Source organism: Janthinobacterium sp. CG_23.4, from assembly GCF_029892305.1.
GTDB classification, from domain to species: domain Bacteria; phylum Pseudomonadota; class Gammaproteobacteria; order Burkholderiales; family Burkholderiaceae_D; genus Janthinobacterium; species Janthinobacterium lividum_D.
Map to the genome: position 1 here is coordinate 2,271,512 of NZ_JARXUX010000001.1, position 12,479 is coordinate 2,283,990.

Below are 12,479 nucleotides of genomic sequence, written 5' to 3' on the forward strand. Positions count from 1 at the left end.
GATGGCTATTTGTGCAACGCCGCAGCGATTTCATCCTGCGGCGTTCGTCCATTCAGGGTATATTTCGTGTTTTACCACTGGACAGCTTTATTATCATGGAACAGATCGATCAGCGTTACCTCGTGCAACAGAACAAAATCAGCGATGGCGAGACCAAGCCACCGGTGTTTGCCAAGGTAATGCGCAGCAAGGAAGGCGTGTTTGAAGGCGTGTCCTTCATCAAGTCGAAGGATAAAGCCACCATCATGACCATCGCAGAGGCCAATCAGGCCATCAAATGGGCTACCAGCAAGAAGCCCAACGCGCATGAATACATCACGAAAGTGATTTGCGTCGGTCAATAGTCGGTCAATAGTCGGTCGATAGTTGGCCAATAAGCTGCTTGCAAGCTACCGTTTATTCCCGTTTTTACGCCGTTCATCCTCGCATTCTGCATTTCATCGCATGCTCGTTGCCGCCACGACGGCGCTTTTATATAGTGCTGTCACGGTAGCGGGGCAAGCACGGCTTGCTCCGCACATTTTATTCGAGGGCAATGCGATGCTGGGATTTGTGCTGTGGATGCTGCTTTTGCTGCTGTGCTGGCCCCTGGCCTTGCTGGCCCTGCTGCTGTATCCGCTGGCCTGGCTGCTGTTGCTGCCATTTCGCTTGATCGGCATCGGCGTCGATGGCGTGTTCGAACTGCTGCGCGCCATCGTCATGCTGCCGGCGCGCGTGCTCGGTGGCGCACGGCGCTAAATTGGATATCGCACAAAAAAATGGCGCCTTCGGCGCCATTTTTGTTTGCTACACGGCCTCGCTTACAGGTCAACCATGAAGCCGGCGCCGATCGATTTCTGCGAATAGTTGTAGTCGATCAAGCTCTGGCCATAGCCTGAGAACAATTGCAGATAGCCTTTCAGGTTGGCCTTCAGTGGGAAAGCCCAGCTTGCCTGTAGCGAACCATGTTTCTTGCTGAAATTGCGGCGCGCGGTAACGGCGTATTCATGGCCCTTGTCGCGGTAGCTCAGGCGCAAGTCGCCATGGCCCATATAATCGGTGATGTCGATATTGTCGTTGTTGTTTGCGCTATTGTCGAGGCGGTGCCAGAGGCGGGCCGTGACGGCCAGATTGTCTTTTTCCACGCCCAATTCGGCATACACCCGGTTCCAGCTGCGCGACAGGGTCGAGGTCTGGCCGTTCGACTGGTGCACCAGGCCGAAGTTCAGGTAATTGAATTCCAGACCGGCAAAATTCTTGTTGATCGGCACGACCAGCATGAATTCCGGCTGATAGTTGGTCTCGCGGAAAGGGCTCGATGCCTTGCGGTTATATGCTTGCCAGAAACTTTGCTGCGTATAGCCGAACCACATGTCGATCGGTGTACCGGCGATGTCTTCCAGCATCTTCATCTTGAAGCTCAGCTGGAAGGTCAGTTCCACGTGCTGGCTCTTGATGCCGGCCGGCGTGAAATCCTGGAACGGTTCGTCGTTCGAGGCATCGCTGTAGTTGGCCAGCAGCAGATAGGTGTCGCGGTGCGGGCGGAAGTTGAACAGGCCACGCTTGGATGCCTGGTTGAGTTCCCACGATTGTTGCGTGCGCGAAATCGGTGCTTCCGGTGGCGTCGCGCCAGCCTGCGCGATCGCCGGAATGGCGGCATTCACCGCTGCCGGCGTGGCGACGCCAGGCGGGCTGACTGGCGTAAAGGGGGCGGCTTCAGCGGCAGCTGCCAAAGTGGTGGCCGCCGTGGCGGGGTTGCCGCCGGCGGCGATGGTGGCCTTTTCCGCCGCCTTGGCCAGGGTGTCGAAGCAACCCAAGCGAGCACTGGCATCGCCAAGCACGGCGCAACGCTGCATTTGCTGTTCCAGTTCGCCGGCCATGGCCAGCGCTGGCGACGCCAGCAGGGAGGAGAGAATTATTTTTCTTAGTTCGATAGTCATAAGCTGAGAGGGGCATGTCATTCGGTGCGCACCTTGGCGGGCATGCCGGCGGCGTCGCCTTGCACGGTATTTCACCGTGCGTATTACTCATAATCATGATTGCCAGATTAATCGCATTGAAAGTATAGCTGAATCTCTTGCCTTACTTGCACAAAGCACGTGCACGTTCGTCTGGCAGGGGGAAGGGCGCAGGTGGGAGTCAGGTAGCGATACCATACTTTTGCTGCGTGCCAGCGTATTGCTGCTTGAGCGACTCCAGCTTCGGATGCTTGGGGTCGATCTTGCGGATCACTTGCATCTGGTGCTGCGCCTGTTCCGCTAGCGGAGCTTCCCAGCCCAGCGTGTTGAGCTGGCGCAAAATGGCCTCGACGGAGGCGAACAGCACGGGCAGGTTGCCCGGCGTCTTGCGCAGGGCTTGGCGCAGCACGAATACTGCCCCCTTGAGCTCACCGCTTTCCGATTTGCTGGCCGCATCGTGTAGCAATTCCTGCACCTGGTGCGTAATTTGCTGGCCCATGCCTTGCGCCAGGTCGTGGCGACCCGCCTTTTCAAACACGTCGACGGCCGCTTCCATCGTCACGTCGCTGTCGGCCTCGTTGACCAGCTTCATCATGACGTCGGAGGCGGCCTGTTCCAGCTTGTTTTTCAAGCAGCTTTGCACCAGGCCGACTTTCAGCTGCGTTGACAGACCTTGCGCTGTGTCCAGGGCGGCGGCGGCCAGTTGCAGTTCGCTGGCGGCGGCGTTGTCGTTACCCGACAGTTCATGCAACATGGCAGCCGAGATGGCGCGGCAGGCTTGTACGTTGGCACTGCTGCGCAGGGAGCGCTCCATGTCGCGCAGCACAGTGCTCGCTTGCGGTGCATCGCCCTTCTTGACCAGCGTTTTTACCAGGTTGACATGGTCTTCTGGGTCGCGGAATTCAGAGTACTTTGCTTTGCTCACTACCTGCTTGTAGGCCCGTTCGGCTACGCCGAGATCGCCGGTGTCAAACGCGATGCTGCCAAGGTGGCGCCAGCGGCGCACCATGTGCGGCGAGATCGCCACCGCGTCTTCGAGGATTTGCTTCGCCTGTATCTGCTGGCCCATGGCCTCATAATTTTGCGCCAGCAGGTCGTAGGCGGCCATGAAGCGGGGATAGGTTTCCACCAGTTCCAGCAGCTCCTGCTGCGCATCTTCATGGCGCTGCTGTTTGAACAGGGTACTGGCCAAGCCCAGATGGGCCCATGCCATCGGCCGCGTGGCCAGCATGTCGGCGTACAGCTGTTCCGCTTCCTCCCATTCATCGAGGGCGATGTGCAGCTCGGCGCGCAAGCGTGTGAAATCGCCCGCCAGGCGCGGATACTGCAACTCGGCCGCGCGGCAGCTTTTTACCGCTTCGCGCAAGTCGCCTTTGTCGATCAGTTGATAGGTGGGCAGGAAAATGCCGCGCCGCTCAATGGCCCGGGTGATGCGTCCGCTCAGCACATCGACGGTGAACGGTTTTAATATGTAGTCGGACGGGGTCAGTTCGGCCGCGCCGATCACCCTGCTGTGGATGGCTTCAGAGGTCAGCATGATGAAGATGGTCCACAGGCCGATCAGCTTGTGATGGCGCAAGTCTTCCAGCAATTGCTGGCCATCCTGGCCGTCCGTGCCGCTACCAAGATCGTATTCGCACAGGATGATATCGAACGGTTTCTTCATCAGCAAGCGGATCGCCGCGCCCGAATTGACGGCATACTCCACCTTGGTGATGGCCGCCTGACTCAGCATGTTTTGCAGATTGCCGCGCATGCTCGGGTTCGGGTCGACGATCAGGACAGATAAGTCGCTAGCTTCTGGCATGGTTCAATTCTCGTTCATCCGTTTGGTCGTTTGCTGGAGCTTTTCTTGTCTGTATTTGCCTGCAGCATTATTTATTCTTAGCATACTGCAAAGCCCCTTGATACGGCCAGTAAAATGCAGGCAATCTGACGTACTGCGCGAGGGCGGGCGCGCCCGGCGCCGTCCGACGTTGTATTTAGTGACGCGCGGGCCGCATGCGGCGGTGGCGACACCTGTTTTTACATCCATCCCTGGACTGGCGTGATAGCGTTGAAGAAATACAACATTTGTTGCTCGCCGCGTCATGTCGCATGAAGGCATGCGCAAGCTTGCACGGGCGCTTTATCCTACTCTGGTGTCGATAACCGTCATGCGCATACCTGATCTGGCTACCTTGCACCGCTTTGCCGTTGCGCTTGTGCTTGGCGGCAACCGCGCACAGCAGCTTGCCTATTTTGCAGAAGTGTGCCGGCCCGTCATGGTCTTGCAGATGCTCAGTATCATCGCCTATGGGCTGGGCTGGCTGATGATGCCAGAACCCTATCACCCAAACTTGGCGCACGCCGTACTGGCGTTGCTGGGCATGCTGGCCAGCCTGCTGATGCGTTACCGCTGCACCGGCTTGCTCGCGCTCAATATCACCGGTGTCTGCGCCGTGCTGACCCTGACCTTTGGCCTGCGCACCATGACCGACGCCGTTGGCACTGCCAGCTTCTGGGTCTTGCCCTTGGGCGTATTCCTGACGCTCGTGATCGCCTCCATCTTTAACGGCGGCCTCAGCTATCTGGTCGTGGTGGTGGGCGTGTGGTGGATCGTCGGCCGTGACCTGTATCCCGTCAATGCCGGCTCGCCCGACCAGTCGTGGGCACCGCTGATGATCGCCGCCAGCGTGCTGTTCGGGCTGGCCCTCAATGGCAGTGCCAGCTTATTGCGATTGCGGAAGTATCAATCCAGACTGGAATTGACGCGCCTCGCTTACCTGGACAGCCTGACGGGCTTGAATAACCGCCGCATGTTCACGCAGTGCGCCCAGCAGATGCATGGCGCATCCGATGGCGCCATGCTGCATTTCCTGATGATCGATATCGACGATTTCAAGGTCATCAACGACCAGCAGGGTCACGATGTTGGCGACGAGGTGCTGGTGCGCACAGCCGCCATCATCGCCGACAAGGCGCAAGGCCATTTGTGCGGCCGTCTGGGTGGTGAGGAGTTCGGCGTCATCTACACGGGCAGCGGCGAGGCCGTGCGCGTCTTTGCCGGCGCCCTGGTCGAGGCCGTCGGCCAGGCTTTCCATGCGACGCAGTTCGTGTCGATCAGCGTGGGCGTGACCGAACTGGACAGAAGCAAGGAGTTGGCCTACAGCTACCGGCTGGCCGATGAAGCGCTGTACCTGGCCAAGCGCCAGGGCAAGAACCGCTATGTGATCGTCTTATGATGGCCTGAGGGTGTTGTTGGCGTGTCAAAAACTGCCGCGTTGTCGGGCAGAAGCGGGGCGCAGCGCCAAGTCGCGGTCATAAGGCAGGGGTAAAACGGGTATAATGCGCGCAAAGGAAATTTGCCGTACGAAAGATATTGTCATACCTACCTTTAACCCGCAGCCACGCTGCATCAACCACCTTCCAATCATGTTGATACTGCCGGGTTCCAATGCCCTGTCCGTTTTCCGTAGCCACCGTCTGTTAAGCCAACTGCAAGCGGTTTCGCCTGCGATCGTTGCCGTACAAGCGCGCTACGTCCATTTCATCGATGCCAGTGCGCCTCTCACCGACGACGACAGCACGCGCCTTGGCGCCTTGTTGACGTACGGCGAGCCGGCCCACGCTGACAATACGGAAGGCGTTGCCGAAGAGTTCTTCGTCATCCCCCGTTTCGGCACGATTTCGCCGTGGGCCTCGAAAGCCACCGACATCGCGCACAACTGCGGCATGGCGCACATCAAGCGCGTCGAACGCGGCATCGCTTTCCGCATCAACCTGAAATCGGGCATCCTGGGTAGCGCGATTCTAGCCGGCAAATTGACTGACGCGCAGTTGAACGCCGTGGCCGACCTGCTGCATGACCGCATGACCGAATCCGTGCTGCGCAGCGCCGACCAGGCACAGGACCTGTTCCGCACCCTCGAAGCGCGTGCGCTCGAATCGATTGATTTGCTGGGGCAGGGCAAGCGTGCGCTGGAAACGGCGAACACGGAACTGGGACTGGCGATGTCGGAAGACGAAATCGACTACCTGGACGCCGCCTTCACCAAGGCTGGCCGCAACCCGACGGACGTGGAATTGATGATGTTCGCGCAGGCGAACAGCGAGCATTGCCGCCACAAGATCTTCAACGCCGACTGGACCATCGACGGCGTGGCGCAGCCAAAGTCCTTGTTCGGCATGATCAAGAATACGCATGAACTGCAACCGAAGGGTACCGTCGTCGCCTACAGCGACAATTCTTCGATCATGGAAGGGGCGACTGTCTCGCGCTTCTACCCGCGCGGTGCAAACCATGAATATGCGGCTTCAACCGAACTGACGCACACCCTGATGAAGGTGGAAACGCATAACCACCCGACGGCGATTTCTCCCTTCCCCGGTGCCTCCACGGGCGCTGGTGGCGAGATCCGCGACGAAGGCGCGACGGGCCGCGGCGCCAAGCCCAAGGCTGGCTTGACCGGTTTCACGGTATCGAATCTGTCGCTGCCGAACGCCGTGCGCAGCTGGGAAACTGCCGCTTCCGTGACGGCGCCAATGACATCGCGTCTGGCGGCGGATCAGGCCGATCAAGCGACTCAATACGGCAAGCCGGAGCGCATCGCTTCGCCGCTGCAAATCATGATCGAAGGCCCGCTGGGCGGCGCTGCGTTCTCGAACGAATTCGGTCGTCCCGTATTGGGCGGCTACTTCCGCACGTATGAACAGAACGTCGGCGCAAAAGAAGCGGGCGCCCCTGACGCCGTATTCGGCTACCACAAGCCGATCATGATCGCTGGCGGCATCGGCAATATCTCGGCGCAGCACACGCACAAGAACGACATCCCCGTCGGCAGCTTGCTGGTGCAGCTCGGTGGCCCGGGCATGCGCATCGGCATGGGCGGCAGCGCCGCCTCGTCGATGACCACCGGCAGCAACACCGCCGACCTGGACTTCGATTCCGTCCAGCGCGGCAATCCGGAAATGGAACGCCGCGCCCAGGAAGTCATTAACGCTTGCTGGCAAATGGGCGTCGACAATCCGATCATCTCGATTCACGACGTGGGTGCGGGCGGCTTGTCGAACGCTTTCCCGGAAATTACCAACGACGCCAAGCGCGGCGCGATTTTCGACCTGCGCAAGATCCCGCTGGAAGAATCGGGCATGGCGCCGAAAGAAATCTGGAGCAATGAGTCGCAGGAACGCTATGTGCTGGCCATCGCACCGGAAAGCCTGCCATTGTTCCAGGCCATGTGCGAACGCGAGCGCTGTCTGTTCGCCGCCGTCGGCGTGGCCACCGAAGAACGTCAACTCAAACTGATCGACCCGCAACTAGGCAATGAGCCGGTCGACATGCCGATGGACGTCTTGCTGGGCAAGCCGCCGAAGATGCAGCGCGACGTGGTCCACGTGGCCAACGATTTCCCTGCCATCGACCTGACGGGCATGGACCTGGCCGATGTCGCGCAAAAAGTGCTGCTGCTGCCTGCCGTGGCCGACAAATCCTTCTTGATCACCATTGGCGACCGTAGCGTGGGCGGCATGACCGTGCGCGACCAGATGGTAGGACCATGGCAAGTGCCGGTGGCCGATTGCGCCGTCACCACCATGAGCTTTGAAGGCTATCTGGGCGAAGCGATGGCCATGGGCGAACGCACGCCGCTGGCCGTCATCGACGCCGCCGCCTCGGGCCGCATGGCCGTGGGCGAAGCCGTCACCAACATCGCCGCCGCAGCGATTGCCGACATCTCCGACATCAAGCTGTCCGCCAACTGGATGGCCGCCTGCGGCCAGCCTGGCCAGGACGCAGCGCTGTACGATACGGTGAAAGCTGTCGGCATGGACCTGTGCCCGGCGCTGGGCATCAGCATTCCCGTCGGCAAGGATTCGCTGTCGATGCGCACGACGTGGAAAGACGACAGCACGGGCGCGGCGAAAGCCGTCACGTCGCCAGTGTCGCTGATCGTTTCCTCGTTCGCGCCAGTGACAGACGTGCGCAAGTCGCTCACGCCGCAACTGAAGACGGACCAGGGCGATACGTCCTTGATCTTGATCGACCTCGGTCGCGGCAAGAACCGCATGGGCGCTTCTGCGCTGGCACAAGTCATGGGGCAATTGGGTAATGAGACGCCGGACGTCGACAGCGCGGAAGACTTGAAAGGCTTCTTCGCCGCCATTCAAAAGCTGAACAGCGACGACAAGCTGCTGGCCTACCATGACCGTTCGGACGGCGGCCTGTACGCCACGCTGACGGAAATGGCCTTCGCCGGCCACACGGGCATGTCCGTCAACCTGGACATGCTGACCATGGAAGGCGAGCATTCGAGCGACTGGGGCGACGCCAAGAACTGGGCCGGCCAGGTAGCCGAACGCCGCAACGAACTGACCTTGCGCGCCTTGTTCAGTGAAGAGCTGGGCGCCGTCATCCAGGTGCGCGCGGAAGAAAGATCCTTGGTCATGGACGTGCTGCGCACGTTTAATCTGGGCGCCTGCAGCCATATCATCGGCAAATTGAATGACCGCGACGTGATCGAATTCATGCGCGACGCCAAGCTGATTTACACCCAGCCGCGCGCAGCGCTGCACCGCCTGTGGAGCGAAACGAGCTGGCGCATCGCCCGCCTGCGCGACAACCCTGCCTGCGCGGACGCCGAATACGACCGCCTGCTGGATGTGCAAGACCCGGGCATGTCGCCTGTCGTCACCTTCGACCAGAACGACAACATCGCCGCGCCATTCATCGCCACCGGCGTGCGTCCGCGTGTTGCCATCCTGCGCGAGCAGGGCGTTAATTCGCACATCGAAACGGCCTACGTGATGCACCAGGCAGGCTTCACCGCTGTCGACGTGCATATGAGCGACCTGATTGCGGGCCGCGTCAAACTCGACGACTTCCAGGGCGTGATCGCCGTGGGTGGTTTCTCGTACGGCGACGTGCTGGGCGCGGGCGAAGGCTGGGCGAAAACCATCCTGTTCAACGCCAGCCTGGCGGAACAGTTTGCGCGCTTCTTCAACCGCAAGGACAGCTTCGGCCTGGGTATCTGCAACGGCTGCCAGATGATGAGCAACTTGAAATCGATCATCCCCGGCGCCCACGCCTGGCCTAAATTCACGCGCAACAAGTCGGAGAAATTCGAAGGCCGCTTTGCCATGGTCGAAGTGATGGACTCCCCATCGATCTTCTTCAACGGCATGGCCGGCACCCAAGCCGGCATCGCCATCGCCCACGGCGAAGGCTACGCCGACTTCTCGCAAACGGGCGACATCACCCAAGTCAGCAAAGCCATGTGCTTCGTCGACAACAAGGGCGCCGCTACCGAAGCGTACCCGTACAACCCGAACGGCTCACCGGAAGGCATCACCTCCGTGACCACGCCAGACGGCCGCTTCACGGTACTGATGCCGCACGCAGAGCGCGTGTTCCGTTCGGTGCAGCAGTCGTACCACCCTGAAGCATGGGGCGAGGATTCGCCGTGGATGCGCATGTTCAGGAATGCACGGAAGTTTGTGGGATAATTTATTTAGCTATTTACGGCGCGGCGTCTCGCTTCAAGACGCTGCTGCTGGGATAGGAATGAGAAAGCCGCTGTCGGGAGACAGCGGCTTTTTGTTTTTTGTAATTAAAGTGCTGCGACGAGGAGAGTGGGCATCATCTCCTGGCGTTACAAGCCCTTCGCCACCCCCACAATCACCACCGCCGACTGGCGGTCATGGAGACGGAGACGCCCGATTCCTTGGATGAATGGAGCGGTAAGGTCAAAAAAAGACATATTTTCAATTTGTAAGTATTGGTGAATTTTTGGCAACATTAAACGGTGCAGAATCGGGCATCGTATATTTTGCAAATTCAATAATTCTTCATTGATATCGTCTGATCTATGCTGGCAAGGGCAAGGGCAAGGGCAAGGGCAAGGGCCGCGGCACTGCTGGCAGCAGCAAGATTCTTAACCGAGATTCGTGGGCAGCGCTTGCATGAGGAGCATTGATGATGACGCCATATCCTGATGATGCGCTACATCTGACGTCCGAGTGGTTTATTCTGCCTGGCTGCGAGGCGCAGGTGGAGCAAGCGCTGCCCGTGCTGGTGCAAGCCGTGCTATCGCAGGAACCCGATACGCTGGCTTATCTCGTTCACCGCCCGCGCGCGGCGACCAGCCAGTTTCAATCGCTGCCGCCAGCCAGTCCCCAGTCGCTGCTGTTTTTTGAAATCTATCGCAACGACGCTGCGTTCCTGCGACATCTGAATGGGCCGGTGTTTCAGGCGTTCGTCGCCGAGCACGGTCATCTGTTTATTGCTTCTGAGGGGCGGCCCTTTACTAAGGTGGCGTTTCTCTCGCGGGTGCACGGTTTTGTGCGCAGCACGCCTGCCTAGGCCACATGGCTGCCCGGCTATCGATTTTTTCGTCGTCCTTCAACTGGAGAAAGTCATGCAAAAAATTGCAATGTTGGCCTTATGCGCTGGCATATTTGCCAATGCCAGCGCGCAAACCATTGATCCGTTCGCCAATTCGCAGCTGCCGCCGCCTGCCGGTTATAGCGGCCCCGTGTTTGCCTTGAGCCACGCCTATCCGGCTAGCCAGACCATCCCGGCGATGCCCTGGCGCGCAGCCATCAACAATGGCCAGATCACGACAGCGAATGCGGGCGTCTATGCTGAGGCGCTGAAGGCTGCCATCGGGGCGGATATGCGCGTCATGTTACTCGACTACAAGAACTGGAATGCCGGCCAGCGCGGCTGGTACAACGAGCCGTGGATGGGCGCGACCTCGGTTGCCAAGCAGCGCGTGCGCATGCGAGAACCCCTGCGCGGCATGTATGTGGGCTCCGATGAGCTGGATGCTAATCTATTCAAGGCGAGCGGCCTGAAACGACCGATCACCACCTATGTCCTGACTTACTACGACAAGACCGCCGCCGTGACGCTCAACAAGGTGTGGGGTGCGACGGCGCAGGAACCCAATCTGACGGCGCAATCGACGCAATTTGCCGAAGGATCGGTGATCATCAAGGCCGCGTTCGTCACGGCCGGGCCGGCGCTCTGGCCCGTCATGCAGGGCACTGTCTCCTGGCCCGCGTATGTGAGCGTCAACGCCACGCTCCCCAAGCCACCTACGGCGCCAATGTTGACCAATACCTATTTGATGCAGTTTGATATCATCGTCAAGGACAGCGTTGCCGCGCCGAAGACAGGCTGGGTCTTCACCACGCTGGTATACGATTCGCGCGTGGCAAAGACCGGTGACATCTGGGACAAGATGGTGGTACTGGGCGCACAATGGGGTAATGATCCGCAGGCCAGTGACCCTGCCATTGTCAAGCCTGTGCTGCAGGAAAACTGGATGAACCCGAATGCGCCCGCTTATGGCAGCGCTACCCTGGGCTGGGGAGGACGCCTTTCCGGCCCGAACGATGGTGCGATAAATAATATCGCCTATCCAGTAGGGAAGAAACCCACCCTCAAATATGCGCGCAACGCACAAAGCTCGTCCTGCATGAGCTGCCACAGTTCCGCGCAATGGAACCTGGCCAGCCATTCCATGCCGTCGTTCTTGCTGCCAATACTGAACTCCGGATCCATCCAGCTGCCCAAACCGCAGAACGGCACCGATTTCATGCTCACGCCGGCGCCCGGTTCGGCGCTATGGATGAAATGGTTTCAAAACCGCAAAGGCGACGTGCCGATGGATGCAGGCAACATCGCCGGCGACTTCGACATGGTGCTGACCTTCAAATCGTTGCCAAACTGGTATGCATCGACCCATACCCCGGGCGTGGCGCATACACTGATGAATTTCGACTTGCAGGGCAAGCGCCTGCCCAGCAAGGAGGGCGAGTAACACCGGGGGCCATGCAGGCGCTGCCTGCACGCCTGCCGGCGCGGCGTGCCTTGGTGCCGTTACCGGCGGCCGGTCAATGCTTGCAATTCAGGCACTCACCCCTATATAGGTCGCAGTGGCAGCGTAGCGCTGCCGCACCTACACCAACCCGGAGATACACCATGAGTTTCGATTCCTTTTTGTCCAAACTGAAGACCAAAGCGAGTGAACTGAAAACGGAAGCCCTGAAGTACAAGAACAAGGATTTCCTAAATGCCGCCATGGCCGGCTCTGCCCTGATCGCCATGGCCGACGGCAACGTCAGTGCGGAAGAGAAGCAGAAGATGGTGAAGTTTATTGAAAGCAATGATGCTCTGTCGGTATTTACCACCACCGACGTGATCAAGGCTTTCCAGGAATATGTCGGCCAGCTGGAATTCGACAAGGATATCGGCGAAGCCAAGGCCTATCAGGCGCTGGGCAAGATGAAGTCGAATGTCGAGGCGTCGCGCCTGCTGGTACGCATGATCATCGCCGTGGCGTCGTCGGACGGCAATTTCGATGCCAACGAGCAGCGCGTGGCCAGCAAGATCGCGCGCGAACTGGGTTTGACTCCTGCGGAGTTCGAGCTGCAATAACTGCCAGGCCAGCCGGCCCCGGTTGCCTAGATTAACCCTTGCACCCCCACGGCGGCGTGCCCTCCGACGTAGGGCATGCCATCGTCACTTTGCCCATCCTGTAGCAGATTTCGACCGGCTGG

General features: G+C 59.5%; 9 protein-coding genes. 7 read left to right on the forward strand and 2 right to left on the reverse strand.

Annotation, left to right across the window (positions count from 1 at the left end; genetic code table 11):
- Window positions 1–95: 95 nt before the first annotated feature.
- On the forward strand, window positions 96–344 hold the full coding sequence (locus H4V96_RS10345; protein WP_029496388.1) for a hypothetical protein: 249 nt from the start codon (window positions 96–98) through the stop codon (window positions 342–344).
- Between the two features lie 100 nt (window positions 345–444).
- Window positions 445–738 (forward strand): hypothetical protein, encoded by a 294-nt coding sequence (locus H4V96_RS10350; RefSeq protein WP_280720913.1) that lies wholly within the window; start codon window positions 445–447, stop codon window positions 736–738.
- A 62-nt stretch (window positions 739–800) separates the two neighbouring features.
- Here the strand turns inward: H4V96_RS10350 and H4V96_RS10355 are convergent, their stop codons facing one another.
- Window positions 801–1,919 (reverse strand): phospholipase A, encoded by a 1,119-nt coding sequence (locus tag H4V96_RS10355; protein WP_334686009.1) that lies wholly within the window; start codon window positions 1,917–1,919, stop codon window positions 801–803.
- Window positions 1,920–2,118: 199 nt separating this feature from the next.
- A complete protein-coding gene (locus H4V96_RS10360) occupies window positions 2,119–3,744 on the reverse strand; it encodes a tetratricopeptide repeat-containing response regulator (protein ID WP_010398034.1) in 1,626 nt (541 codons plus the stop codon).
- A gap of 349 nt (window positions 3,745–4,093) precedes the next feature.
- Here H4V96_RS10360 and H4V96_RS10365 point away from each other — a divergent pair, with 349 nt between their 5' ends.
- The 5 genes from H4V96_RS10365 (at window position 4,094) to H4V96_RS10385 (ending at window position 12,357) form a co-directional block, all read left to right on the forward strand.
- On the forward strand, window positions 4,094–5,161 hold the full coding sequence (locus H4V96_RS10365; protein WP_196855801.1) for a GGDEF domain-containing protein: 1,068 nt from the start codon (window positions 4,094–4,096) through the stop codon (window positions 5,159–5,161).
- Window positions 5,162–5,351: 190 nt separating this feature from the next.
- Complete coding sequence (gene purL / locus H4V96_RS10370; RefSeq protein WP_280720914.1) at window positions 5,352–9,419, forward strand: phosphoribosylformylglycinamidine synthase; 4,068 nt, start codon at window positions 5,352–5,354, stop codon at window positions 9,417–9,419.
- A 469-nt stretch (window positions 9,420–9,888) separates the two neighbouring features.
- Entirely contained in the window at window positions 9,889–10,275 is a 387-nt protein-coding gene (locus H4V96_RS10375) for an antibiotic biosynthesis monooxygenase (RefSeq protein WP_070347257.1), read from the forward strand.
- A gap of 55 nt (window positions 10,276–10,330) precedes the next feature.
- Window positions 10,331–11,740, forward strand: coding sequence for a hypothetical protein (locus H4V96_RS10380; protein WP_010398043.1), 1,410 nt, complete (start codon window positions 10,331–10,333; stop codon window positions 11,738–11,740).
- Window positions 11,741–11,901: 161 nt separating this feature from the next.
- On the forward strand, window positions 11,902–12,357 hold the full coding sequence (locus tag H4V96_RS10385) for a tellurite resistance TerB family protein (protein WP_196855799.1): 456 nt from the start codon (window positions 11,902–11,904) through the stop codon (window positions 12,355–12,357).
- Window positions 12,358–12,479 lie beyond the last annotated feature (122 nt).

Excerpts from the sequence above, each read along its gene's own strand:
- H4V96_RS10345 (WP_029496388.1), top strand. The coding sequence starts at position 96 with ATGGAACAGATCGATCAGCGTTACCTCGTGCAACAGAACAAAATCAGC.
- H4V96_RS10350 (WP_280720913.1), top strand. The coding sequence starts at position 445 with ATGCTCGTTGCCGCCACGACGGCGCTTTTATATAGTGCTGTCACGGTA.
- H4V96_RS10355 (WP_334686009.1), bottom strand. The coding sequence starts at position 1,919 with ATGACTATCGAACTAAGAAAAATAATTCTCTCCTCCCTGCTGGCGTCG.
- H4V96_RS10360 (WP_010398034.1), bottom strand. The coding sequence starts at position 3,744 with ATGCCAGAAGCTAGCGACTTATCTGTCCTGATCGTCGACCCGAACCCG.
- H4V96_RS10365 (WP_196855801.1), top strand. The coding sequence starts at position 4,094 with ATGCGCATACCTGATCTGGCTACCTTGCACCGCTTTGCCGTTGCGCTT.
- purL (WP_280720914.1), top strand. The coding sequence starts at position 5,352 with ATGTTGATACTGCCGGGTTCCAATGCCCTGTCCGTTTTCCGTAGCCAC.
- H4V96_RS10375 (WP_070347257.1), top strand. The coding sequence starts at position 9,889 with ATGATGACGCCATATCCTGATGATGCGCTACATCTGACGTCCGAGTGG.
- H4V96_RS10380 (WP_010398043.1), top strand. The coding sequence starts at position 10,331 with ATGCAAAAAATTGCAATGTTGGCCTTATGCGCTGGCATATTTGCCAAT.
- H4V96_RS10385 (WP_196855799.1), top strand. The coding sequence starts at position 11,902 with ATGAGTTTCGATTCCTTTTTGTCCAAACTGAAGACCAAAGCGAGTGAA.